Here is a 25,168-nt window from a genome sequence, read left to right on the forward strand (position 1 = left end):
ATGAGTCAACGTAGGCAGATTCATCTTGGGAATTCACGCAGATGCAACAAGGGGTTGCAAAACTTATTACTCTTCACCACCGCAGTCATCTTGGCATTCGCCATAGAGATACAAACTATGGTGAATAAGCGTCATATTGTGACGTTTTGCCACTTCTTCCTGACGTTTTTCGATAACTTCATCTTCAAATTCGATCACCTTACCGCAATTTAAGCACACAAGGTGATCGTGATGTTTTTTATGGCTAATCTCGAAAACAGATTTTCCGCCTTCAAAATGATGACGATTTAGAATACCAGCATCATCAAACTGATTTAAAACACGATAAACGGTCGCCAAACCGATTTCTTCGTCTTGTTCAATTAGGATCTTGTATACATCTTCAGCGCTGATATGTTGATTATCTGGATCTTGCAGTATTTCAAGGATTTTTAAACGAGGTAACGTGACTTTCAATCCCGCTTTTTTGAGTTCTTTATTTTGGTCCATAGATCCAACTTAACTTTTAATGTAAACAACTTAATCCCAAACTGTACCGATAATATCGGCAGTGATCCAGTCATATCATTGTTTACGAATTTTACTTTGTTATAAAAAGGCGTTTACATTGCTTTTTTGCATAAATACACCGTAAAATTTTATAACGTGAAATTTTACATAAAAAAGGAGCTTTCGCTCCTTTCAAAGAAAATGATTATATAAATGTGATCACTGAAGCTCAGCTAAACACATTTCTTCATGTATCTGTTTGCACCAAGCTTTTACTCGGCTCTCGGTCAACTCGGGTTGGCGATCCTCGTCAATACCCAGTCCGACAAAATGATCTTCGTCAGCCATGCCTTTTGATGCTTCAAAGTCATAGCCTTCGGTAGGCCATTGTCCTATAAGAATCGCTCCTTTAGCTTCCACGATGTCTCTTACCATACCCATGGCATCAAGGAAGTACTCGGCGTAGTCTTCTTGATCACCGCAGCCAAATATTGCCACGAGTTTGTCGGCGAAATCGATTTCTTCCAACTCTGGGAAAAAGTCATCCCAATCACATTGGGCTTCACCATAATACCAAGTAGGAATACCGAACATGAGTAAATCGAACTCGGCAATATCTGCTTTACTGCTTTTAGCTATATCGTGTACATCAATTAGGCCTTTGCCCAATTCTTTTTGGATCATCTTGGCAATATGCTCAGTGTTACCCGTGTCACTACCAAAAAATAGGCCTACGCTCGCCATTGTGTTGAATACCTCAAAATCTAGTTATATCTGTCTGGACGTTCACCAGAACCATTAAGTTGCTTGCCAAAAGTATTGTACTACGCCTTTAAACAGGAAGCCCGCAGCACCTAAAAACAAAACTAAATAAACAACCACTCTACCTATCATAGGTACGTTATTCTTTTTTAAAACATCATGCACTGCGAAGCCCATGAGTAAGAATAAACCAACCAACGCCAAGTCAAGAGCGATGGCCTCAATTTGTTCATAATTATCGCTTAACATGGTCTCTCGCTACATTTCATTGCGGCGCTACTTTAGCATATTGAGGCAGGGTTGAAAAAAACTAATTTCGTAAAAATGTGCGTATATGTTTTGCGCATTCTGCTGGTTTTTCAGCGTGCAGCCAATGACCTACACCAGAAATGACTCTGACCTGACTATTAGGAAAAAATTCAATGGTCTGTTTTGTGAAACTAGCCTTTAAGTAGTCAGAGTTTTGACCTTTCAAAAACAACACGGGTTTACTAAATTTTTGCTCACTAACAATACCTTTTGAGAGCAAAGCATAATCACGGTCTAGCAGAGCTAAATTAAAACGCCAGTGCCAATCTCCAGTCTCATTATCTTGATACAAGCTTTTCAATAAAAATTGCCTGACTGACGCTTCAGACACAAATTCACTCATTTGTTCGTCTGCCTCTTTGCGATCATCAATTTGTGCCAAATTAACACTTAGTAGAGCCTTAAATACATTCGTATGTCTAGGTTCATAGGTAACAGGCGCAATATCCAAAACGGTTAATGTCGATATTAAATCCGGTTGGAACAATGCCATCTGCATAGCGACTTTGCCGCCAAGAGAATGCCCAACTAAATGAATCGTGGTGATATCCAGTGACGACAGCAAATGAATAATTGATTGTGCATAAGTTGCGAAACTGAACTGCTCAGAATGTTGTGATTTACCGTGATCGGGCAAATCTATGGAAATAATATTAAACTCTTTATTTAATTGTCGGCGCAACATAGCAAGGTTATCTAAATTACCGAATAGACCGTGAATTAATAATAGCCAAGGCTGGTCTTCTGCAGCGAGATCAACTTTATGGTGGATGTGTAAAATGGAAATAATATTCCCCTATTAATAGATAAATAAGGTTTACTGAATAAAGTAAGAAAGGGGCGTGGTCACCCATTAGTGACCACTAAAGAGGATTAGTCAATTAGGTAAGATTCTAATGATTTACCACTATCAAGTGCTGCTTTGAATACTTTAGGCATACGACCTATGCCGGTCCATTTATGCTCATTTCCGTCACTGTCTTTTAGGCTATATTTGACCGGACGTTTCTTACCGACCTTTGCCGCTTTCTTCGCAGGCTCAGCTTTTTGCAGGTCATTCACGTCTAACCCAGCTTCTTCTAATTGAGCAAGGATTTGATTTAACTTTTCGTTTTTCTCTCGCTCCGCTTCTTGCTGTTCTAATTCTTTCGCTTTGCGATTCTCAATAATCGAATTTAGCTTATCTGAAACGGTTTCCAATTCCTCAATAGATAATTCCTTTACCGCTCCTTGCAAACGTCGTCCATGAGTCAAAATGCTAATGAAATCACTCATAATTTACCTTTTAATTTAAATGTATACCTAAGATGAAACATATATTTTTACGTGATAGTTGGCAATAAGTTTATCGAAATAATTACTTTTTCATAAGCTAAATATTTAAAAATTGGAATTATTGAGTAATATAAAAAAAAAGGCGAAATAATTTTCGCCTCTTTCAGGTTTACCGTTTAATTACATATTAGGATAATTTGGACCACCAGCACCTTCTGGCACTACCCATTTAATATTCTGGCTAGGGTCTTTGATATCGCAAGTTTTACAATGCACGCAATTTTGGGCATTAATTTGCAGCGCCTTTTCTCCTTGATCGTTGTCTATAATTTCGTACACTCCAGCAGGGCAGTAGCGCTGTGCAGGCTCGTCGTACAAGGGCAAATTCACTGTCGTTGGAATAGCGCTATCTTTTAACTTAAGGTGCGAAGGCTGATCTTCTTCGTGGTTAGTATTAGACAAAAACACAGAAGATAATTTATCGAAACTTAATACGCCATCGTATTTAGGGTAATCGATTTTTGCGCAATCTTTAGCTTGTTTGAGTTGTTCAAAATCTTTCGCATTATCTGACAAATTGAAAAACATTTTGCCATTAAATATATTTTGCTCAACCGTGTTGTAAGCGCCACCACCAAATGTGCCAAATTTATGCAATGCGGCTCCAAAGTTGCGTGAACGAAATAGTTCATCAAAAACCCATGAGTCTTCAAAACGTTTTGCATAATCCGTTAAATCTTTTCTTCCTTGTTCTTCTGCTCCTAGGGCATGAATGAGCGTTTCGGCTGCTAATATGCCGGATTTCATGGCAGTATGATTACCTTTAATTTTGGCGAAATTGAGCGTGCCTGCTTCGCAACCAACGAGTAGGGCGCCTGGTAATGTCATTTTGGGCAATGAATTATAGCCGCCTTTTGCGATGGCTCTCGCGCCATAACTAACGCGTTTACCACCTTCTAAATATTGTTTAAAGACTGGGTGATGTTTCATGCGTTGAAACTCATCAAATGGGCTCAAGTGCGTATTGCTATAATTCAGGTCTACAATTAAGCCAACAAAAACTTGGTTATTTTCCGCATGGTATAAATAAGAGCCACCTGATGCCTCGGTAAGTGGCCAGCCAGCACTGTGAACCACTAGACCTTCTTGATGTTTGCTTGGGTCAATATCCCATATTTCTTTAAAACCAATAGCATAATGTTGAGGCGATTTTCCTTTATCTAATTCAAACTTCGCGATTAACTCTTTGCCTAAATGCCCACGGCAGCCTTCCGCGAATACAGTGTATTTCGCGCGTAATTCCATGCCTGGCATGTAACCGTCTTTATGTTCTCCGTTGTGGCCGATACCCATATCACCAGTAATGACCCCACCGACACTACCATCATCGTTGTAGATCACTTCTGCGGCGGCGAAGCCTGGAAACACCTCAACACCTAACGATTCAGCTTGTTCTGCTAGCCAACGTGAAATATTGCCCATGCTTACAATGTAGTTGCCTTCATTATGCATGGTTTTTGGCGTCATTATATTTGGTAACTTAGTTGCTTTTTGCTCATCGCGTAGATAATAAATATGATCTTCTTTTACCTGAGTATTGAGAGGTGCACCCATTGATTGCCAATCCGGAAACAATTCATCTAACGCGCGGGTTTCAAACACCGCGCCAGATAAAATATGTGCACCCACCTCTGAACCTTTTTCAACGACGCAAACCATGAGCTCTTGTTCTTTTTCCTGCGCTAATTGCATCAGTCGACATGCGGTTGAGAGTCCAGCTGGACCAGCACCGACTATCACTACATCAAACTCCATCGATTCTCGTTCCACCGGTATCTCCTCTTTTATCAATATGTATTCATTAAAAAAATGCGTGCGTTTTGTTTGTTACACAATTTTTACAAATTAGTTGGGTGTTGTTTTACGGACAGAGCCGATAAAGCGCAACTTATTTGTATATATATTTTCTATAAGTCACAGTTATAGAGGGCTTCGCCGTTACTTATCGCAATGCCAATGATTATCTACCATCGGGCAATATTTAGGCTAATCACTGCGTTATTATCTACATTTTACGCTGTAATTGGATGAATTATCACTGTGATCCTACCGTTAAATCGCCGTATTTTGCGATTGGTCATTTGTGAGTATTGTGCACGGGTTGACGTGCACGTCAACAGAACGTAAATTAAATGCATTCCGTAAATGTAATGTTAAATTGCATTTTTTGTTGCTCAAACGCCTGTCAAATGAGGTGAAAATGAAAATATTAGTGCCGGTAAAACGCGCCATCGACTATAACGTTAAAGTGCGCGTTAAAGCCGATAATAGTGCAGTGGATTTAACCAACGCCAAAATGTCTATCAATCCATTTTGTGAAATTGCGGTTGAAGAAGCAGTTAGACTAAAAGAGAAAGGTGTAGCAACAGAGATCGTCGTCGTCTCCATTGGTGACAAGTCTTGCCAAGAGCAAATCAGAACAGCATTAGCACTCGGTGCTGATCGTGGTCTGCAAATTGACACTAGTGAGTCACTAGACTCATTACAAATTGCCAAACTCCTTAAGAAAGTCGTCGAAGAAGAGTCTCCTGATTTAGTTATTTTAGGAAAGCAGTCGATCGATTCTGATAATAACCAAACCGGACAAATGTTAGCCGCGTTAACAGGTATGCCCCAAGGAACGTTCGCTTCTGAAGTGAACATTGAGTCCTCTAAGGTGAAAGTGACTCGCGAAATAGATGGTGGTTTACAAACAGTAGAGTTGAATCTGCCTGCCGTGGTTACAACTGATTTACGCCTAAATGAACCTCGCTATGCTTCACTACCGAATATTATGAAGGCAAAACGTAAGCCTCTTGATGTTAAATCTGCGGCTGACTTTGGGGTTGAATTAACGTCTAACGTTAACGTGCTTAAAGTTGAGCCACCAGCGCAACGCTCCGGCGGGGTAAAAGTGGCTGATGTGGCTGAATTGGTTGATAAATTGAAAAATGAAGCGAAGGTGATCTAATGGCGATACTTATATATGCAGAGCACGATAACAGCCAATTAAAGTCTGAAACCCATAAGCTCGTTAATGCGGCGACTAAAATGGGTGATGACCTTCACCTACTCGTTGTGGGACATGAATGTGCTGACGTCGCATCTCAAGCAAGCGAAGTTGATGGTGTCAGTAAAGTACTTGTCGCTGACAACAAAGCGTATGAGCATCAGCTAGCTGAAAACGTTGCTGAGTTAGTTGCTGAATTAGGTAAAGACTACAGTCACGTGGTTTGCGCAGCGACTACCACAGGTAAGAACTTTATGCCCCGCGTTGCCGCATTGTTAGATGTCGCACAATTATCTGATGTGATTGGCGTACAAAGTAGTGATACGTTTGTACGTCCTATTTATGCAGGTAACGCTATTGCTACCGTTCAATCAAGTGACAGCATTAAAGTATTAACAATACGTACGTCTACTTTTGATGCCAATGGCACGGGCAATAACGCCCCAGTTGAAACAATTGATGTGGTTAAAACCTCAGAAATTTCAGCCTTTGTTAGCGCAGAGCTTACTGAATCTGAACGTCCTGAACTGACCGCTGCCGACATCGTCATTTCCGGTGGACGTGGAATGCAAAACGGTGAGAACTTTAAATTGCTAGATGGTATTGCGGATAAGCTCGGTGCGGCGATGGGCGCTTCACGTGCTGCCGTTGATGCAGGCTTTGTGCCGAATGATATGCAGGTTGGGCAAACGGGTAAAATAGTCGCACCGCAATTATATATAGCAGTGGGGATCTCTGGCGCGATTCAACACCTTGCGGGTATGAAGGACTCCAAGGTCATAGTGGCGATTAATAAAGATGAAGAAGCGCCTATTTTTCAAGTCGCTGACTATGGTTTAGTCGGTGATTTGTTTGATGTATTACCTGAATTAGAAGCTGCTTTATAATGTAGACTCCGTTAACATTCGGATGAAATTTGCCTATAGAACTAGGCTAAAGGCCGCTGTTTACAGCGGCTTTTTTATAGGCAAATAGCGCACAAACAGTAGGTAAAGGTATTTAATATAGGGCTATCATTCTAATTAAACCCTTTTAAATTTTCGCTGAGTGGTTAATTACTTATTGGAATTGGTGTAATACTAACTCTATTTATCCCGACCCGCCTATATTGAAAAACGAAGAATAATTAAACGAATGGGTGTGCACTGCTAAAATAATCTTTGCGTTCATTGTTATAACTCTATATTTTCCTCACATCATATTTATCATATAAATTAACGCGAGAGGCAGGCGATTATGTCTACTTTAAATAACGACACTTTGAATATTGGCGTGTGCGATTACCCTGAACACGTACCTCAGAATGAATGGGGAGTACACGCAGAACAACAACGCGCTTTAGGCTTAACGTATGTCCGATTAGCAGAGTTTTCTTGGGCTAAAATTGAGCCAAAGGACGGTGTGTTTGATTGGCAATGGCTAGATGAGGCCGTTGCTACGTATGTTGCAAAGGGTCTTAAGATAGTGATGTGCACGCCCACAGCTACGCCACCTGCTTGGTTAGTGAAAAAGTTTCCACATATTTTAGCAGTTGATGCCCAAGGGCAGACCATGAGATTTGGCTCGCGTCGTCACTATGACCATGCCAGTGAAACATACCGTAAAGAATGCAAGCGCATTACCACTGAGATAGCGAAGCGTTATGGTCAACATGCTGACGTGATAGGTTGGCAGACCGATAACGAATTAGGCCATGAAGGTACAGCGGTGTCGTATGGTGGAGCGAGCGCTGAGCGTTTTCCTAAGTGGCTTGAAGCGCGCTACCAAACTTTAGAAGCATTAAACGAAGCCTGGGGCTGTGCCTTTTGGAGTCAAGATTACTCTGATTGGTCGCAAATTTGCCCGCCAAATTTAACAGCTGTTCGCCAGCCTAACCCATCGCAGGCGTTAGATTATCAACGCTTTTGCTCAGACATGATAGATGAGTTTCAACAACTGCAAATAGAGGTGCTTAGAGCATTATCACCTGATCGTTTCATCACACATAATTTTGTGATTTTTGCCCAAGAATTTGATTTATATAAAGTCGCTAAAAACCTAGACTTTGTTGCTTGGGATAGCTATCCAATCGGTATGCTTGAGTTTTTCGCGACCTGGGAGAGCGAGGAAACAAAAACAGAGTTCGCCCGCACTGGTCACCCTGACTTGGTTAGTTTTAATCACGATTTATATCGCGGCATTAAAGGTGGGAAAGATTTTTGGATAATGGAGCAGCAATGCGGTCACGCGAATTGGGCGCAGTATAATCCGTTACCCGCTAAAGGAGCAGTGCAATTATGGACAGCACAGGCTTGGGCTCATGGGGCAAGCTGTGTGACTTACTTCAGATGGCGCGCAAGCCATATGGCGCAAGAAATAATGCATTCCGGATTATTGCAACAAGATGGCCGTGCTGATCGAGGCTATCAAGAAGTGAAAGACTTTGACCCTAGCCAATTCGCGCTTGAAAAAGTAGATGCAAAAGTTGCCCTGTTACATGATTACAACAGTCTATGGGCTTACAATTTACAGCCTCACAATAAAGATTTGAATTATTGGCATCAATTCATGATGTTCTACAGTGCTCTTAGAGAGTTAGGGGTAGATGTGGATATTATTCACCCTGAACAACTGACTGATAAGCAATATGCACTCGTCGTTGCGCCGGCTCTCACATTAATGACAGATAAAACCGCGTCAATACTAAACCTTTGTGCTAAGTCATGCCCCATTGTTTTTGGTCCACGCACGGCGTTTCGTCATGACTCTGGGCGCGTGGCTAATAAAGGGCAATTCGAATTTATTGAAGAATTAGTCGGGATCAAATTGGCTAATTTTGATTCGTTGCGGCCTACATTAGAGCAAACTATTCGTTGCACCAACCACAACACGGACTTTACCGCGAAACTTTGGTGTGAAAGTTATGAAGTAAACAGTGCTGTTGCCACTCATACTTACACGCATGGACCTATGGCTGGTTTAGCTGCCGTCACCCAAAAAGATAAGGTAAGTGTCATTGGTGCATTGTCAACAGGGTTAATTAGCAGCGTCTTAATGGAAGCATTACGTGGAGCGGGAATAGAGACTTACCGTCTACCCAAAGGCCTAAGGTTGAGTAAAAGAGGCAATACCACGCTGGTACAGAATTTCAATCAACAAGCCGTTGAATGGCAAGGTGTAACATACCCTGGCGTTTCATTTACAACGCTTGAGTAATTTATATAGCGATATAAACACCCTGTGTTTCGTTTGAAACGCAGGGTGCCTGCACTAACTATAGTTTTATCACCGAGTTTTCTTCATTTGACATTGGCGACATTGTATAAGCATCAGCCTGCCAGTCATTTTCGTATGCTTCATCATCTAACAAATATCTGAATTGGTATTCATTCTCTACTGGTAAGTCCATCGCTGCAGAGAAACTACCGTTTTTAAGCTTCTTCATCACAGTCGCACTTTTATCCCAGTCATTAAAATCACCAACAATGCTGACGGTATCTGCCTGTTTTGCTTCTTCCTTGCTGATTTTAAATGTGACCTTACAAACAGGTTTAGATTTTAAATATTGTTTCTTAAAAGCCATGATTTTCCTCTCGCGTGTAATTAAAGAACAGATTTTGTGCATTTATACACCAATATTCCGCATTTTTATAATTAATTAGTAATAAAATAACGAAATATTTAAAAGTATTACTCTTTACCCAGTATGAAATGACAACAATACACAATTAAATTGCCCTAAATTGATGCATTTCTCTTCATGTTGCAACTGCTTATCGAGCAGACACGATTGAAACCTTAAACTGGGATAAACACGTATATTTTTGATTTAAAATACATTTATTCAATACGGGAGCTAAGTTGCTACTTAATGTAGCTGTCTTTAACGTTCAAATTAGCTATATGATATTGGTATAAGCATAAACTGTGCTCAATGTTTCGTTTTTAGATGTAAATCTTCGACGACTTATATGACGTTAAGATGGCAATACGGTGGAAACTGACTGATTAACTAACGTCTTACTTTACCGACTGAATTTTTTACTGTATTGGCTCGGAGATAAACCCGTGTGCTTTTTAAATAGGCGAGTGAAAGAACTTAAATCGTCATAGCCTACCAAATTAACAATTCGCTCAACACTGTGCGTTGCTGCTTCTAAGTACTTTTTAGCCGCTTCTACTCTGACGCCTTGTAAATAGACAAGAGGGGACTGGTCAGTAGCACGTTTAAATCTGCGCACAAAAGTACGCGGCGTTAAATTCACTTTGGCGGCTAATGACTCAATCACAATTTTTTGCGCGTAATGCTCTTCGAGCCAGTGCTGCACCGTAAGGATCTCAACATCCTGATGGTATTTTTTAGTGCGCAGAGATGCGTAGGCAGATTGTTCACCTCTGGATAAATCAATCACGTGGGCTTTCGCTGTCGTAGTAGCGATATCATGCCCAGCGTAGCGTTCAATCAATAATAATGCTAAGTCAAACCAAGCCATGCCGCCGCCAGAGCAGAAAATATTATCTTGTTCTGTTATTAAACGATCGATGAGTAAATCAACTTGTGGGTATAGCGTGCTAAATAGTTCCGCGTAGCCCCAATGCGTTGTCGCCATGCGTTGATCCAATATACCTGCTTGAGCAAGTAAAAATGCGCCACTACAGTTACTCGCTATATCTGCGCCGAGCGCATAATGGCGGCGAATATGAGGCAGTAAAGCAACATTGTTTTTCAACACTTCAAGGGGATCACCACCTATAGTCGGAATTAACAGCAAATCAGTTTTCGTCACATTCTCGATTGCAACGTGGGCGCTCAATTCAAGCTGATTTATGCATTTAACCTGGCGTCCTCCTAATGACGCTATCTGAACGTCAAATAACGGTTTAATAGGTTGTCCTTGCATACGTTGCCAAGTTATTCCTGCTAAACCAAAAATATCCAATACACCTGTTATGGCACTGGCATAGGCTTGATCGAACCCTAAAATGGTCACTTTAAACACAAAATATTCCTCACTATAAACCGCTGTTTTTAACGGCTATCATCCACTTTTATAACTGTCTAAAATCACCATTATTATGTCATATATGACAATTAATCGCGCCGCTTTTATCTGCGAAGCTACATTCTGTTACGAGAATGTTGCCTAATTGGCGTCACAATAATATGTCGTTTTTTTGTGGTTTTCGCAGATAAATATCGACAGGTAATTAAAGGTATCAAAATGAGTGAAGAACTGGTCAGTCGTAAAGAGTTAGCATTCCAATTGTATGAAGTGCTCGATACTGAATCCTTATGTGAAAGAGAGCGATTTAGTGAGCATAACAAAGGCACGTTTGACGCAGTCATGGATACGGCGGATAAAATAGCCAGAGAAAAATTTGCACCTCATAACCGCAAAGCAGACTTAAATGAGCCAACATTTGACGGTGAAAGGGTGCACATGATACCTGAAGTCAAAGAGGCCTTTGACACCTATGCTGAGTCTGGCTTGATAGCGGGACGCTTTGACTTTGAAGATGGCGGTATGCAGCTACCTGAAACGATTATGATGGCATGTTCAAGCTACTTTACCACGTCAAATCCTTCAAGTACGGGCTATTCATTTTTGACGGTAGCGGCCGCTAATGTGATTAAAAACTTTGCCAGTCAGACCATTAAAGACACGTTTATGCCACGCATGTTGACCGGTGAGTTCACCGGAACGATGGCATTAACTGAGCCCCATGCGGGCTCTTCTTTGGCGGATATTACGACAAATGCGAGACTTGCGGATGATGGTAGCTATCGAATTAAAGGCAGCAAGATGTTTATCTCGGCGGGCGATCATGAATTATCAGATAATATAGTGCACCTTGTGTTAGCGAAAATTCAGGGAGCGCCGCCTGGGGTGAAAGGCATCTCACTATTTGTTGTGCCTAAATATCGTTTAGACGAAAACGATAAACCAAGCCAGCGTAATGATGTGTCTCTTGCGGGGCTTATTCACAAAATGGGCTATCGTGGTACCACGTCTACCGTGTTGTCATTTGGTGAAAAAGACGATTGCCACGGCTATTTAGTGGGTGAAGAGCATCAAGGATTAAAGTACATGTTCTTGATGATGAACGAAGCACGTTTAGGTGTAGGATTCGGTGCCGCTATGCTGGGTTACGCTGGATATCGCCATTCTCTGCAATACGCTAAAGAGCGCACTCAAGGTCGCGTTGCACCAAACAACAAACCGACAGATAAACCCGCTACGATTATTCAACATGGTGACGTCAAGCGTATGCTTTTAGCGCAGAAGTCTTACGTGGAAGGCGGTATGTCATTGTGTTTCTACGCAGCTCGATTAGTTGATGACTTGCATACGGCTGCTTCGCCAGAAGAAAAACAAAAGACTGCTGAACTGCTTGATTTACTGACTCCTGTGGTAAAAGCATGGCCCAGCGAGTTTGGCCCTAAGGCCAATGATTTGGCGATACAAATACTCGGCGGCTCCGGCTATACGCGGGAATACCCAGTGGAGCAATGCTGGCGTGACAATCGCTTAAACCCTATTCATGAGGGTACCAATGGTATTCAAGCGCTAGATTTAATGACCCGCAAATTGTGGCAAGCCAATGGCGCTGGTTTAGTACAATTGCAAAAGGTCATGAGTGAAGATTTTGCTAAGGCAAAGCACAGTATTAGTCAGCAACTTATCGGGGACCTACAGCCTTATTTAACCAAGCTACAAGCCCTTATTCCTTTAATTGGATCAGAGCTTCGGGGTGAGAACCAGAACGCGTTATTGGCTAACGCAAGTTGCTTTTTGACGATATTTGGACAAATTGTTGTGAGTTGGATATGGATACGTCAAGCCATTACCGCGGAAGCGGCGCTGGCAAAAGGGCAGCTACCACAAGACGATGAAGCGTTTTATCGCGGCAAACTGCAAGCGGCAAAATATTTTATTGATTGGGAGCTAAGTGCAATCAATCGTGATTTTACGCTATTGACGAATATGAACGATAGCTGTAGCGCGATGCAAGAATCATGGTTCTAGCTTCGCCAAACCATCACCAGCGTGTTTCTATAGTGAAGGAATTTTTTTATGAAAAATACACAGTTTTTATTGGCCAAGCGACCCGTGGGGACACCAACGAGAGATAACTGGGAGCAGGTAGAAAGTGATATCCCTGAGTTGGGCCCAAACCAAGTATTAGTAAAAATCGCTTATATTTCTCTCGATCCGGCAATGCGTGGCTGGATGAATGACGGTAAATCATATATTGCCCCAGTGAAAATAGGCGAAGTAATGCGTGCCAGTACCGTTGGTGAAGTGATTTCATCAACGTCCCCTGATTACCGCGAAGGGGACTATGTTTTCGGTCATGGTGGAGTACAGCAATTTGCTGTTTCAGATGCTAAAGATTTACACAAAATTGATATTAGTATTGCGCCATTAGAGCGCTATTTAGGTGTGCTGGGCATGCCAGGCATGACCGCTTATTTTGGTTTGCTCAATACCGGACAGCCTAAAGAAGGTGAAACGGTAGTCGTATCAGGCGCTGCTGGGGCAGTCGGCACGGTTGTTGGGCAAATTGCTAAATTAAATGGCTGTACTGTTATTGGTATCGCAGGTGGTAAAGATAAATGCCAATATCTTGTGGACGAATTAGGCTTTGATGGCGCGATAGATTACAAAAGCGAAAACGTAAAAAAAGCGCTTAAAACTCTGTGTCCAGAAGGCGTTGACGTCTATTTTGATAATGTAGGCGGTGAGATTTTAGATGATGTACTCACACAAATTCGTATGCATGCGCGGATCGTAATCTGTGGTGCTATTAGTCAATATAACAATACAGCATCGGTTAAAGGCCCTTCAAATTATTTGTCGCTACTGGTGAATCGCGCACGTATGGAAGGCATTGTAGTTTTTGACAATGTTAAACACTACGGTGAAGCCGCTGAGCAAATGGCGAAGTGGATTGCTGAGGGTAAATTAAAGGCCAAAGAGCATGTGGTAAAAGGGATTGAGCATTTCCCCGAGACCTTACTCATGTTATTTAACGGTGAAAATACAGGAAAGCTTGTTCTGAAGGTGGATAACGAATAATGAGTGATAACAGCGTAGCTGGAAAGCATATATTAATCACAGGCGGAGCGTCAGGTATCGGTGCTGAGTCCGCATTATTGTTAAGTAAGCGCGGTGCAAACATCACTATCGGCGACTTGAATGAGCCTGATGGCAATGCCTTAGTTCAGCGTATAAACGATGAAGGCGGTCAAGCACGTTTTTGCAAAGTGGATGTCAGCGTAAGCGAATCGGTTGAGGTATTGTTTAGAACCGCTATCAGTGACTTAGGCAATATTGATGTAGTCATCAATAATGCCGGTATTGATCACGATCCCAAATTCATGCTTGAAATTGATGATGCGACATTTCATAAAAATATCGCCGTGAACGTCAATGGTGTGTGGTACTGCATGAAACACGCACTGGCGCACATGATGGGAAATGGCGGTGGTCACATCATTAATATTTCATCAGTGGCAGGCATTCGCGCTGCCCCCACTTTGTCAGCGTATAGCGCAGCAAAACATGCGGTGGTGGGGTTAACGAAAACAGCGGCAGTTGAATACGCTAGACACAACATTCGTTTTAATGCCGTTTGTCCAAGCTTTGTTCGTACCCCTATGGTGGAGAATGTACTTTCAAAATTAGATGAACGTGGGCAAAAAGCATTGGTGAGAGCAAATCCTATGAAACGCCTAGGTGAGCCACAAGAAATTGCTGGAGCAATCGCCTGGCTATGCACTCCAGAATCAAGTTTTATGACTGGGCATACAGTGGTCTTAGACGGCGGAATGACCGCGTAACAAACGATTAAAATAAAGGACAAAAAATGAAAACAGAATTATTTGATTTAACGGGGAAAGTTGCGTTAGTCACTGGCGCGAGTCGTGGAATTGGTGAATCAATCGCAAGATTACTTGCTACGTATGGTGCCCATGTGATCGTATCAAGCCGTAAAATTGATGGCTGCGAAGCGGTCGCACAGAGCATTCGTGATGCAGGGGGAAAAGCCACTGCATTAGCCTGTCATGTAGGTGAGATGGCACAAATTGATGCAACGTTTGAGAGTATCAAAAATGATTTTGGTAAGCTGGATATTTTAGTCAATAATGCCGCAGCTAATCCGTACTTTGGCCATATTCTAGATACGGATTTAGCAGCCTACGAAAAAACGGTTGACGTCAATATTCGTGGGTATTTCTTTATGTCAGTTGCTGCGGGTAAAATGATGAAAGAGCAGGGCGGCGGGGTAATACTCAATACAGCTTCGGTGAACGGTATTTCTCCTGGCGCTATGCAAGGTATATATTCTGTCACCAAAGCAGCCGTTATCAGTATGACTAAAGCGTTTGCCAAGGAGTGTGGCCCGTTGAATATCCGTGTTAATGCTTTACTTCCGGGACTCACTGAGACGAAATTTGCTTCGGCGTTAACGTCGAATGATAAAATATTAAAAACGGCATTAATGACAATTCCATTAGGACGCGTAGCACAACCTGACGAGATGGCTGGTACCGTTCTGTACTTGGTATCCGATGCATCGACCTATACCACAGGTACGACTATTACCGTTGATGGCGGTTATTTAGCTTAGAAACAGCCTTAAAAAACCGCCAGTGTGAGCATTTTCGCACTGGCGGTTTTTTACACCTGATACCTATTTTTTCACCCAATTGCCGTTTACCAGTACATAGTGTCCTGAGGCGGTTTTCTCATAGGCTTTTTTCGCAGCGAGTTTTTCAACTTGCTCTAGTGTTAAGTTGTTCTTAGACGCTAGCTGACTGTATTTCGCTTTACGTTTGTTATTGACCTCTTTGATGAGCGCAATAACATCGGGTTGACTGACCACAGCTCCCAGATAGCCGTCTGTTTGCTCACCAACTAAACCTTGATCTTTAGCATCGTCCAATTCAATGGCAAATGTCATGCTAGTGAACAATAAGGATGTAGCTGCAACAAATGTGGTTAATAGGCTCTTTTTCATGGTGTCTCCTTAGAATAATTCACTGTCATCGCTGAAAATATCATCTAACTCTTTATCCACTTTAACGCGGATTTCGTGGTCAATTTTTACATTGATATTGATCGTAATCGGTTCCTTCGTTTCTACTTGCACTTTATGTGTGCAAGCACCTAACGAAATACATGCCATCATTAGCCACACTATTTTCACTGTACACCGCCTTGTTTAATTTTGTGTTCAATTTGATTCTGTACTGAATCTGTCAACCTAAGTGAGCGTAATAAGGTTAAGACATTTTCCTCATGATGGTAATTAAAATTAACCGCCTGTTGTTGATTGGGGTTTTTGCCTAAAATAGCAAAGTCTAACAATAATAAGCCGTCAGAATGTAACGTTACGTTACTGCTTAATTGTTCAAACTGTAAATCTCTCAAGTAGTTTAACTCAGATTGTTGTTCAGCAATCGAGTCAAATGCTGGGTTACCGTCGATTTTTAAGGTTCCTGGCCCCTGACTTTTTAGTAGTCCATCGTCAATATGCACTTCATTGTTATCTATGCTCATGGGTAAGATGCCTGAAACGCTACCGGTAACCTCAATACCTGATTGCTGCTGCAACGCCACTGCCTTTGCCAAACTAATATCTTTTACCCTCACTTGAGTATCTTGGTTACGTTTATCTAACCATAATTCACCTACATTAAAGGTTCCGCCTAATACGTCACCACCTGCATGGTTGATTTTGGCCTTGCTGTTATGCAACGCATATTCAATTTCGATATTTTCAATTGGTACACCTGCATTAACGCTTTCAATATGTAATGTGCTCTTTTCTAGCTGAAGACCCGCTGAATTAAGTTGAATATGTGCCGTGGTAGCAGCCCCCTTTGCAGTGTATTCCTGATATTTTAGCGCCCCATTCGCTAGGGCAATCTTTCCGTCGAAAGTGGCGTTTTGAAGCTGAAAAAGTCCTTTAAGGTCAAGCGTACCTTCTTGCAATGTCAGTTCTGGCATAAACCGACTCATAACACTTTGAAAATTACTGATAGCTTGCTGCTCGGCACTAACAGTTAAGGTTTGTTGTTGCTGTTGTATATGCAGGTGAATAGCTTGATCAATTGTCAGTTCATGCTGGCTGACTAAAGACTTATCTTGAATAGCAGCTTCTATCGTGTGCTCGGCAGAGAGTGTGGCAAAGGTTAAGTACCGATCTTCACTAAGGTTAACTGCAATGCCATTGATACGCGAGCTACCAGTCAAATCAATTTTACGCAACTGATTGATTTTACCGGACATCTGATTGTTTAGCTTATTGACTAACAGGGTATCGCGCTTAACTTGCGTTAAATGGGTACTTAACGACGTGGTCAGACCTTGTTCATGGTGCCCCAGCAATGTGATGTCGGCCTCCACTGTCTTTATCGTAATCGGTACCGGCTCAACGTCAGATGAGGTTGGAGCGGGATAATACGCGGCATTTTTTGCCTGCACATCAAGTGTTAGTTCAACGCCATCGGATTCGGATATTGCCCCTTGGATATTCGCTGAAAGCGCTTTAGCTGACAGGTTATATTGTGAAATACCCTCAGCTTTTAGCGCAATATCTATATTTTCGAGTGACCACTTTTGACCTACAAGACTTAGCTCTGAACGTGAGGTAAGTGCTAGGGTATTAGCGGCAGATTCCTTTACTTTACCGTATTTTTCGTTGGACTTAAGCTGTAAAAGACCTTCAAGGCTAACGTGAGTCGAAATCTGAATGGGCTGCTGTGCGTTTGCTAACACAATGCGTGACTCAGCCAACATAAGCCTGTTGTCGTCGTGGTTGATTAAAAAAGAGGGGATGATCACAGTTTGCAGGTTCACCCTAATTGGCTCGGGGATCTCTAGCGAAAACTCATTAGGAAGCTCAAAAGGCAATTGTGGGTATAGGGTAGTACACTCCTTGTTTAGCTCTGCTTGTGTGTGTAATTTCGTCAGATCTAAGTCAATCGATTGGCTTATCAAAGATACATCGATTCCTATCTGGCCGTTAACACGAGAGCGTATTGAACACGGCTCAAAAGCATAAACAAAATGACTGGAGAGTTGATGATTAGACGTAATAACAGCACCATCAAATAAAATATGGCTGTGAATAGGAGCATTCATTAATACGTGCTGATTCAACACGGGCTCCAGAGACGCTAGCTTTTTCGTATCTAGTGGAATCAAGTCAACAACGTCAGATAACGTCCAACTAATATCACCTTCTATGACAGTTTTGCTTTTGTCGGCTTTTGCGTCATTTTTTTTGTTCAGCGCAAGTGTCGCCTGTAAATCGCCAGTTAATGTCACTGAATGAGGTGTGGGTTGCTGCAGGCTTACATGTATAGGGTGGTTAATCTGATCGCTATTAAAGCTCGCCTTATCAATTCGTATGCGTGGCAAATTAGCTGGTAAGTGCCATTGGTGTAAATCCACGGGCGATATTAATGAAGGACTTTCATCTGTGCTTTTTTGCGTGGTGTGTGCAACTTTCAGTAAGGCGATGGATACACTATTCTTCTTATGTGAAAAGTGCGCATTGTGAATATCGACCTTTAAGCCTGGCAGGTGAATACATGCTTTTTCTATATGCACGTTAAGACCTCTACTTATGTCGAATGAGAGGCAGTTGACCCGGATTGACTGCTCACTGACATAACGCTCAATAAAAAAGATGGCTAGGGCGTTTCTGAAAAGATAGGCGGTGATGAGCGAGAAAAGTAGAAAGGTTAGGCAAACTATTGGTAAAAGGTAGCGCTTTTTTGAAAACAATTTACCCACAGAAGACAGCCTATATTAAACAAAATGAATGGCTGTACATTAACAAATAAAATGGGAATTAATCTAAGAAAATATATGACGTTCTTTGTGCTCACCTAAAGTAAACACAAAGAATGAGATTGTATTTTACTCTATTGAGACGCTGAGCGACGAGGGCTGGCGTTTTTTGGGCCGTTTCCTCTGCGTTTACCTGAGTAATGACCGCGAGCATTATCACCGGAGCGCTGCCCGTCCTTGTGTTGAACACGAGGCTTTTTGGGCTTTTTAGGTTTGATTGGTCTGGTATCTAAGCGCGACTCAGGTAGGGCATGAACGGGTTCAAAGCCTTCCATTCCTTTACGTGGAATAATTTGTTTGGTAAAACGCTCGATGTCGGCCAGCAATGAAAATTCATCTGCGGTGACTAATGATATTGCTTGGCCACTTGCCCCAGCACGACCTGTGCGACCGATGCGGTGAACATAATCCTCTGCTACATTCGGTAAGTCATAGTTTACGACTTGAGGTAACTGACTAATGTCTAATCCGCGCGCAGCGATATCTGTGGCGACTAAAGCACGCACTTTACCACTTTTAAATTCTGCCAACGCCTTGGTACGTGCCCCTTGGCTCTTGTTACCATGAATCGCCGCTGAAGTGATGCCACGTGCTTCAAGTTGTTTGGCGATTCGATTGGCGCCGTGTTTAGTGCGGCTGAAAACTAACACTTGCTGCCAGTCATTGTCTTTTATCATGCGAATCAAGGCGGGCGTTTTTTGGTTCTTATCTACCGGACAAATAGATTGATCAACGGCTTCTACTGTCGTATTCGCAGGAGAAACAGACACTTCAACCGGGTTATTCACCAAGCCTTTGGCTAAAGCGCGAATATCGTCCGAGAAGGTCGCTGAGAATAAAAGGTTTTGACGTTTCGCTGGAAGCAGCTTTAACACTTTTTTGATGTCATGAATAAAACCCATATCTAACATACGGTCCGCTTCATCAAGTACAAGCACTTCAAGGTCGTCGAATCGAACAGCGTTTTGATTATATAGATCCAGCAAGCGGCCCGGCGTGGCGACTAAAATATCAACACCTTTACGGAGCTTAATCATTTGAGGATTGATACCGACTCCACCAAATACTACCGCTGAACGTAGGGGTAAATCCTTACCATAATCGACGACGCTTGCACCGACTTGGGCCGCTAGTTCACGAGTAGGTGTCAATACAAGAGCACGGGCTTGATTGCCACGCGCATGCTTGCCACGATTGAGCAATTCGAGCAAAGGGAGAGTAAATCCGGCAGTTTTACCTGTGCCAGTCTGTGCGGCTGCCATAATATCTTTACCTTCTAGTATGGCGGGAATTGCTTGTGCTTGGATGGGCGACGGGTCGGTGTAGCCTTTGGCTGTAACGGCAGACAAAATGGCGGGGGATAAGCCTAAATCGGCAAAACTCATATTTTACTCGCTGGTCGTGAATTAATAATCAAAGTCTATGCTGCTTTTTCAAGCGTTATAGAGAGGGCGCGAGGATACAGTATATCCCGTGATTAGCAATCTAGAATACAAAAAAACCGCTGTTAGTCTCACTAACAGCGGTTTACATCATTTCAAATAACGCCTAGGCGTATCGAATTTAGTCTTGTGCGACAGGACGCGTAGCAGGTGCTGTTGCACGAGTTGACGCAGCAACCATCGCCGCTGAGCGACCCGATGCATTCACTGAAGGTCTCGCCTCATCGCCTAACGAACCGATATTTACTGAGGTAAATACATGTTCAACGGGAGCTGGCGTTGCCATTGGGTGAGAAGCTCGAGCTTTGGCAACCGATGCACTGACCTTTTCTGCTTTAGGTGCGCTTTTCTTCGCTTTAGCTTGGGCCGGCTTGTTGTCTTCCTGCTCTTTATCAGCAGCAGGCGCTTTACCAGCAGCAGGCGCTTTATCAGCAGCAGGCGCTTTACCAGCAGCAGGCGCTTTATCAGCAGCAGGCGCTTTATCAGCTGCAGGTGCTTTATCAGCTGCAGGTGCTTTATCAGCTGCAGCGGCTTCATCGGTAGATGTTTCTGAAGCAGTCGCGTCAGATTCTACTGGTTGTTCAGCCTCAACAGGCGTTTCTTGAACTGTGGGCGTTTCACCTTCCGTTGAAGCCTTAGACACGTCAGATTGTGCAACATTTGATTCGGCTTGCTCTGTTGATTCAGGCTTTATCATTGGCTGTGTATCTTCAGATTGAAGCGCAGTTACTTCGGGTGCTTTAGGTTTGTCTTGTCCTTTCGAGATTGTATCCTCAGGTTGAGAAAGTAAATCACCTTGGGCAGGCGCAGGAGTTGCAACATCAGCACTTACTTCTGTAACAGGGGCGTGCTGTGGAGCTTGAGCTACAGACTCTGCAATAGCTTGTTCAGTTTGCACTGGAGCAGCTTGTGCTTGTGGGTCGTCAAACTGCAATTCATCTTGCTTCGCTGATTGCTCTTCATTGCCACTGTGAGACGCTTGTGCATCTTCATCTTTACGTCGTTTTTGACCTGCTGCACGAATATGGCGAGGTGAACGGCGACTACGAGTACGCTGGGTTGTACTGTCGTTTCTTTCGCTGTCTTGACTTTCGCTAGACTCAGGTTTAGCTGGGTCCTCATGGGTTTCATGGGTGGCTTCTTGAGCACGCTTTTCTTTGACCTTTGCTTTAGGCTTTTTCGCTGGCTCATCACTGTGAGCAGGAGCCGATACAGGTATTTGTGTATCAACTATTGCTGTTTCTTTGGCCGTAGTCGTTTGTTCAATGTTTTGTGCTACATTGGTTTCAGCAGGTGCTGACGATTGATTACCCGCAGATGCTTTCGCATCAGAGCCGTTTGTTTGAGTGCTATTGCTCGTTACCTGCTCTTTATTGTCATCGACACGCACGCTACGTCTATTATCACGACGTTTACGACGCTCAGCGACCTTATGCTCTTTTATTTCTTTACGCGGCGCTGCTGGTTTCTGCTCTTTCTTTTGATCCGGCGTGTTATTTGTCGAATCTTTTGCCGTTTTATTGTCGTTACGAGGTTTACGATTATCGTTGCGACGAGGCTTGCGATTATTTGGCTTCTCATTGCCGTCACGACTGTCCGCTTTTTCACCACGACTTTCACTACGATTGTCATTACGACCTTCTGAGCGATTATCACCTTGCTTACCACGACGTGGGTTGTTGCGGTTACGACGTTGCTGCGGTTTACGTTGTGGTTTAACTTCTGGCTCTGGCTCAGGTTGTGGCGCAGGCGCGAACAAGGATTTTAGCCAACTTGCGATTTTAGTTAGCAGGGAAACACCTTCAACCTCGGTTGTTTTCGGTCCTTGAGTTTGTGCCGGTGCTGCTTTTGCGGGTGAGACAAAACTTTGCAATACAGGCTGTTCCTTAACCGGAGTGGCAGTGACTGCCTTATCGGCTTCAGTGTCCTCGTTTTTCATCAATTCGACGTTATAACTCATGTCGTGTATCGCATCATCAGGGCGGCGACGCGCAACGTGATAATGCGGCGTTTCCATATTCGGATTAGGAATAATGACTAACTGCACTTTATGACGTTTTTCAACGCTGGCAACAGCGCCACGCTTTTCATTCAGCAGGTAAGTAGCAACATTGACAGGTAGCTGAGCTTCAATCTGACCTGTATTATCTTTGATGCTTTCCTCTTCCATGATGCGTAGTACAGATAACGCTAATGATTCGGTCCCGCGAACAGTACCGTGGCCGCTACAACGCGGACATACATTGTGGGCAGAATCACCCAATGACGGACGTAAACGTTGACGAGACATTTCAAGTAAACCAAAGCGAGAAATGCGGCCGAGTTGAACGCGAGCGCGATCGTGTCGTACGGCATCTTTCATTCGATTTTCAACTTCACGTTGATGGCGAACAGGTGTCATGTCGATGAAGTCGATCACAACCAAACCGCCTAAATCGCGAAGACGCAATTGACGGGCGATTTCATCGGCAGCTTCAAGATTGGTATTAAATGCGGTTTCCTCAATATCGCTGCCTTTGGTGGCACGAGCTGAGTTGATATCAATTGATGTAAGCGCTTCGGTAGGGTCAATAACAATAGAACCACCTGAGGGTAAGCGTACTTCACGTTGGAACGCTGACTCAATTTGGCTTTCGATTTGGTAGTGGCTGAATAAAGGCACATCCCCACGATACAGTTTTACACGATTAGCAAAGTCAGGGCGAACCAACTCAATGTGCTTCATCGCTTGTTCGTATATGCTGGTTTTATCAATCAGAATTTCACCAATATCGCGACGTAAATAGTCACGTATAGCACGCACGATTACATTGCTTTCTTGGTGGATTAAAAACGGAGCAGGGCGCGAATCAGCGGCCTCTGAAATGGCTGTCCAATGGGTTAACAAAACGCTTAAATCCCATTGTAACTCTTCGGCCGATTTACCCACACCAGCAGTACGCACAATTAAACCCATGCCATCAGGTAAGGTTAAATTGCTTAACGCTTGTTTAAGATCAGTACGTTCATCACCTTCGATACGGCGAGAAATACCACCTGCTCTTGGGTTATTTGGCATCAATACCAAGTAGCTACCGGCTAAACTGATAAAAGTTGTTAGTGCTGCACCTTTTTGGCCGCGCTCTTCTTTATCAATTTGAATAATGACTTCTTGACCTTCTTTGATGACATCCTTGATGTTTGGACGGCCTTCAAATTTGTAACCTTGGGGGAAGTAAGTGCGTGCGATTTCTTTCAAAGGCAGGAAACCGTGACGCTCTGCGCCATAGTCGACAAAAGCTGCTTCTAAACTGGGTTCGACGCGGGTAATAGTGCCTTTATATATATTGGCTTTTTTCTGTTCATGGCCTGGGCTTTCAATGTCTAAATCGTAAAGCTTCTGACCATCAACGAGGGCAACACGCAACTCTTCTTGCTGTGTTGCATTGATTAACATTCTTTTCATTCTTATTGACTCGGTGGTGTACCGATCGCCACGGATGAAAGACATGCGTTGAGTTTCGACAATTTTTTGTCATGCAGCCTCTCGGCTGTATTTAACTAATTTTAAGTTTTTGCCTAAGTACCTTATGCGTTATTTAACGCATATTTATATTAAATACTTCCCACTTGGGTGTCAGTTTCGGCTGCTTCTGACATCTGTAAATTCGTTTCTTAAAACGGTTAATACTCGGTGGTTATGCGTTGAAAAAATTGGGCATAACAAACCCAGTATGTTGTCAATTCAATTACATTCTTTACATCGGCCGCGATCAAATAGTTATTTATCATCGCTGATGTTTTGGTTCTGTTTTATCACATTTACGAAAAGTTACTCACTTCGCAATCGATAGGGCAGTATTAAACGACTAATTTGTGTCGCACTGCTACCAGAACGGATTATTACATCTGTTTGTCTTGCTCGGTAATAACCTTTAGCAAGACTGACGCATTATCACATTAAAATCTAAACGCTGGCAAGCGAATAAAGTGCTGGTCATACATGGGGTGATTCCAGTTATAATACTCTGATGATTACAGATACCACATTCCAGAAAGTTCAATTTATTGAAATAGAGCCAGACCTTGAAGGTCAGCGCATCGATAACTTTTTACGTACCCTATTAAAAGGGGTGCCTAAAAGCCTGATATATCGCATCGTGCGTAAGGGCGAAATAAGAGTAAATAAGAAGCGGGTGAAGCCTGAATATAAACTCCAAGCGCATGACCAAATACGCATTCCTCCTATTCGTGTCTCAGAGCCTAACGAGGCTCCGTCGACTAAATTAGATAAAGTGGCATCACTTGAGTCGCATATTCTGTTCGAAGACGATTTGCTCATCGTGCTAAACAAACCTTCTGGCATGGCTGTCCATGGTGGTAGTGGTTTGAGTTTTGGAGTCATTGAAGCACTTCGAGCTCTGCGCCCTCAAGCACGATTTCTAGAATTAGTTCATCGCTTAGACAGGGACACATCCGGTTGTTTGGTCATTGCTAAAAAGCGCTCTGCTCTTAAAAATTTACACGAGCAACTACGCGATAAAAAAATGGACAAGCGTTATCAAGCGTTAGTTGTTGGTGAATGGCCAGAAAATCGATATAAAGTTAATGCCCCCTTATTAAAAAATATTTTAAAGTCGGGTGAGCGTTTAGTGTCTGTTGACAGTGAAGGAAAGCCCTCTGAAACACGCTTTCGTGTATTAGATAGATATATCGGCGCAACGTTAGTAGAAGCGTCACCCATTACAGGTCGAACGCACCAAATTCGTGTGCATTGCTTACATGCTGGTCATCCCATTGCCTGTGATGATAAGTACGGTGATGCTGAGTTTACCGAGATGTTGCATAAAAAAGGATTGAAGCGTTTGTTTTTGCATGCATATTCTTTGGCTTTTATTCATCCTAAAACAGAGGATAGGGTAAGTTTTCAAGCGCCACTTGATCAACAATTAACCAAGGCGTTAAGTGCGTTAGAAGCGCGTAATTAATCATTCAGACATGATGTCACTATAAGA

General features: G+C 42.8%; 21 protein-coding genes. 8 read left to right on the top strand and 13 right to left on the bottom strand.

Annotated elements, in window-relative coordinates; translation table 11 throughout:
* Positions 1–66 precede the first annotated feature (66 nt).
* The 6 genes from fur to FX988_RS02125 form a co-directional block, all read right to left on the bottom strand.
* Positions 67–489: a ferric iron uptake transcriptional regulator gene (gene fur, locus FX988_RS02100; protein WP_160178123.1), complete on the bottom strand. Its 423-nt coding sequence runs from the start codon at positions 487–489 to the stop codon at positions 67–69.
* A gap of 219 nt (positions 490–708) precedes the next feature.
* Positions 709–1,233, bottom strand: coding sequence for a flavodoxin FldA (gene fldA, locus FX988_RS02105; RefSeq protein WP_160178124.1), 525 nt, complete (start codon positions 1,231–1,233; stop codon positions 709–711).
* 54 nt (positions 1,234–1,287) lie between these two features.
* A complete protein-coding gene (locus FX988_RS02110; RefSeq protein WP_160178125.1) occupies positions 1,288–1,500 on the bottom strand; it encodes a DUF2788 domain-containing protein in 213 nt (70 codons plus the stop codon).
* 61 nt (positions 1,501–1,561) lie between these two features.
* Complete coding sequence (locus tag FX988_RS02115; protein WP_254700697.1) at positions 1,562–2,245, bottom strand: alpha/beta fold hydrolase; 684 nt, start codon at positions 2,243–2,245, stop codon at positions 1,562–1,564.
* A 188-nt stretch (positions 2,246–2,433) separates the two neighbouring features.
* A complete protein-coding gene (locus FX988_RS02120; protein ID WP_160178126.1) occupies positions 2,434–2,835 on the bottom strand; it encodes an H-NS family nucleoid-associated regulatory protein in 402 nt (133 codons plus the stop codon).
* Between the two features lie 180 nt (positions 2,836–3,015).
* Entirely contained in the window at positions 3,016–4,665 is a 1,650-nt protein-coding gene (locus FX988_RS02125; RefSeq protein ID WP_412761917.1) for an electron transfer flavoprotein-ubiquinone oxidoreductase, read from the bottom strand.
* Positions 4,666–5,095: 430 nt separating this feature from the next.
* Here FX988_RS02125 and FX988_RS02130 point away from each other — a divergent pair, with 430 nt between their 5' ends.
* The 3 genes from FX988_RS02130 to FX988_RS02140 all read left to right on the top strand — a co-directional run bounded on the left by FX988_RS02130 (position 5,096) and on the right by FX988_RS02140 (position 9,079).
* The gene (locus FX988_RS02130) at positions 5,096–5,845 is read left to right on the top strand and encodes an electron transfer flavoprotein subunit beta/FixA family protein (protein ID WP_160178127.1); all 750 of its coding nucleotides are present in this window, start codon (positions 5,096–5,098) and stop codon (positions 5,843–5,845) included.
* On the top strand, positions 5,845–6,771 hold the full coding sequence (locus FX988_RS02135) for an electron transfer flavoprotein subunit alpha/FixB family protein (protein ID WP_160178128.1): 927 nt from the start codon (positions 5,845–5,847) through the stop codon (positions 6,769–6,771). The genes FX988_RS02130 and FX988_RS02135 overlap by 1 nt, the downstream gene beginning before the upstream one ends.
* Before the next feature lie 349 nt (positions 6,772–7,120).
* On the top strand, positions 7,121–9,079 hold the full coding sequence (locus FX988_RS02140; RefSeq protein WP_160178129.1) for a beta-galactosidase: 1,959 nt from the start codon (positions 7,121–7,123) through the stop codon (positions 9,077–9,079).
* A gap of 58 nt (positions 9,080–9,137) precedes the next feature.
* On the opposite strand, the gene FX988_RS02145 is transcribed toward FX988_RS02140, so the two are convergent.
* Both FX988_RS02145 and FX988_RS02150 read right to left on the bottom strand, forming a co-directional pair.
* The gene (locus FX988_RS02145) at positions 9,138–9,446 is read right to left on the bottom strand and encodes an isoamylase early set domain-containing protein (RefSeq protein WP_160178130.1); all 309 of its coding nucleotides are present in this window, start codon (positions 9,444–9,446) and stop codon (positions 9,138–9,140) included.
* A 442-nt stretch (positions 9,447–9,888) separates the two neighbouring features.
* Positions 9,889–10,863: a GlxA family transcriptional regulator gene (locus FX988_RS02150; RefSeq protein ID WP_160178131.1), complete on the bottom strand. Its 975-nt coding sequence runs from the start codon at positions 10,861–10,863 to the stop codon at positions 9,889–9,891.
* Positions 10,864–11,085: 222 nt separating this feature from the next.
* Here FX988_RS02150 and FX988_RS02155 point away from each other — a divergent pair, with 222 nt between their 5' ends.
* The 4 genes from FX988_RS02155 to FX988_RS02170 are packed head-to-tail and all read left to right on the top strand — an operon-like array spanning position 11,086 to position 15,499.
* Entirely contained in the window at positions 11,086–12,891 is a 1,806-nt protein-coding gene (locus FX988_RS02155) for an acyl-CoA dehydrogenase (RefSeq protein WP_160178132.1), read from the top strand.
* Between the two features lie 48 nt (positions 12,892–12,939).
* Positions 12,940–13,944: an NADP-dependent oxidoreductase gene (locus FX988_RS02160; RefSeq protein WP_160178133.1), complete on the top strand. Its 1,005-nt coding sequence runs from the start codon at positions 12,940–12,942 to the stop codon at positions 13,942–13,944.
* A complete protein-coding gene (locus tag FX988_RS02165) occupies positions 13,944–14,708 on the top strand; it encodes an SDR family NAD(P)-dependent oxidoreductase (RefSeq protein ID WP_160178134.1) in 765 nt (254 codons plus the stop codon). The genes FX988_RS02160 and FX988_RS02165 overlap by 1 nt, the downstream gene beginning before the upstream one ends.
* 26 nt (positions 14,709–14,734) lie before the next feature.
* Entirely contained in the window at positions 14,735–15,499 is a 765-nt protein-coding gene (locus tag FX988_RS02170) for an SDR family oxidoreductase (protein WP_160178135.1), read from the top strand.
* Between the two features lie 63 nt (positions 15,500–15,562).
* Here the strand turns inward: FX988_RS02170 and FX988_RS02175 are convergent, their stop codons facing one another.
* The 5 genes from FX988_RS02175 to rne form a co-directional block, all read right to left on the bottom strand.
* Positions 15,563–15,889: a YdbL family protein gene (locus FX988_RS02175; protein ID WP_160178136.1), complete on the bottom strand. Its 327-nt coding sequence runs from the start codon at positions 15,887–15,889 to the stop codon at positions 15,563–15,565.
* 9 nt (positions 15,890–15,898) lie between these two features.
* Positions 15,899–16,060 carry a YnbE family lipoprotein gene (locus FX988_RS02180; RefSeq protein ID WP_412761932.1) on the bottom strand — a complete coding sequence of 54 codons (162 nt, stop codon included), beginning with the start codon at positions 16,058–16,060 and terminating at the stop codon, positions 15,899–15,901.
* 14 nt (positions 16,061–16,074) lie between these two features.
* Positions 16,075–18,489, bottom strand: a complete 2,415-nt coding sequence (locus FX988_RS02185; protein ID WP_254700698.1) for a YdbH domain-containing protein — start codon at positions 18,487–18,489, stop codon at positions 16,075–16,077.
* Between the two features lie 317 nt (positions 18,490–18,806).
* A complete protein-coding gene (locus tag FX988_RS02190) occupies positions 18,807–20,117 on the bottom strand; it encodes a DEAD/DEAH box helicase (RefSeq protein ID WP_160178138.1) in 1,311 nt (436 codons plus the stop codon).
* A gap of 178 nt (positions 20,118–20,295) precedes the next feature.
* The gene (gene rne / locus FX988_RS02195) at positions 20,296–23,610 is read right to left on the bottom strand and encodes a ribonuclease E (protein ID WP_160182066.1); all 3,315 of its coding nucleotides are present in this window, start codon (positions 23,608–23,610) and stop codon (positions 20,296–20,298) included.
* A 574-nt stretch (positions 23,611–24,184) separates the two neighbouring features.
* Between rne and rluC the strand changes: the two genes are divergently transcribed.
* Complete coding sequence (gene rluC / locus FX988_RS02200) at positions 24,185–25,141, top strand: 23S rRNA pseudouridine(955/2504/2580) synthase RluC (RefSeq protein ID WP_160178139.1); 957 nt, start codon at positions 24,185–24,187, stop codon at positions 25,139–25,141.
* Positions 25,142–25,168 lie beyond the last annotated feature (27 nt).

It is taken from the genome of Paraglaciecola mesophila (assembly GCF_009906955.1).
Lineage (GTDB): Bacteria > Pseudomonadota > Gammaproteobacteria > Enterobacterales > Alteromonadaceae > Paraglaciecola > Paraglaciecola mesophila_A.

Coding starts and splice junctions, on each gene's coding strand:
- fur (WP_160178123.1), bottom strand. CDS start 489: ATGGACCAAAATAAAGAACTCAAAAAAGCGGGATTGAAAGTCACGTTA.
- fldA (WP_160178124.1), bottom strand. CDS start 1,233: ATGGCGAGCGTAGGCCTATTTTTTGGTAGTGACACGGGTAACACTGAG.
- FX988_RS02110 (WP_160178125.1), bottom strand. CDS start 1,500: ATGTTAAGCGATAATTATGAACAAATTGAGGCCATCGCTCTTGACTTG.
- FX988_RS02115 (WP_254700697.1), bottom strand. CDS start 2,245: ATGTTGCGCCGACAATTAAATAAAGAGTTTAATATTATTTCCATAGAT.
- FX988_RS02120 (WP_160178126.1), bottom strand. CDS start 2,835: ATGAGTGATTTCATTAGCATTTTGACTCATGGACGACGTTTGCAAGGA.
- FX988_RS02130 (WP_160178127.1), top strand. CDS start 5,096: ATGAAAATATTAGTGCCGGTAAAACGCGCCATCGACTATAACGTTAAA.
- FX988_RS02135 (WP_160178128.1), top strand. CDS start 5,845: ATGGCGATACTTATATATGCAGAGCACGATAACAGCCAATTAAAGTCT.
- FX988_RS02140 (WP_160178129.1), top strand. CDS start 7,121: ATGTCTACTTTAAATAACGACACTTTGAATATTGGCGTGTGCGATTAC.
- FX988_RS02145 (WP_160178130.1), bottom strand. CDS start 9,446: ATGGCTTTTAAGAAACAATATTTAAAATCTAAACCTGTTTGTAAGGTC.
- FX988_RS02155 (WP_160178132.1), top strand. CDS start 11,086: ATGAGTGAAGAACTGGTCAGTCGTAAAGAGTTAGCATTCCAATTGTAT.
- FX988_RS02160 (WP_160178133.1), top strand. CDS start 12,940: ATGAAAAATACACAGTTTTTATTGGCCAAGCGACCCGTGGGGACACCA.
- FX988_RS02165 (WP_160178134.1), top strand. CDS start 13,944: ATGAGTGATAACAGCGTAGCTGGAAAGCATATATTAATCACAGGCGGA.
- FX988_RS02170 (WP_160178135.1), top strand. CDS start 14,735: ATGAAAACAGAATTATTTGATTTAACGGGGAAAGTTGCGTTAGTCACT.
- FX988_RS02175 (WP_160178136.1), bottom strand. CDS start 15,889: ATGAAAAAGAGCCTATTAACCACATTTGTTGCAGCTACATCCTTATTG.
- FX988_RS02180 (WP_412761932.1), bottom strand. CDS start 16,060: ATGATGGCATGTATTTCGTTAGGTGCTTGCACACATAAAGTGCAAGTA.
- FX988_RS02190 (WP_160178138.1), bottom strand. CDS start 20,117: ATGAGTTTTGCCGATTTAGGCTTATCCCCCGCCATTTTGTCTGCCGTT.
- rne (WP_160182066.1), bottom strand. CDS start 23,610: ATGTTAATCAATGCAACACAGCAAGAAGAGTTGCGTGTTGCCCTCGTT.
- rluC (WP_160178139.1), top strand. CDS start 24,185: ATGATTACAGATACCACATTCCAGAAAGTTCAATTTATTGAAATAGAG.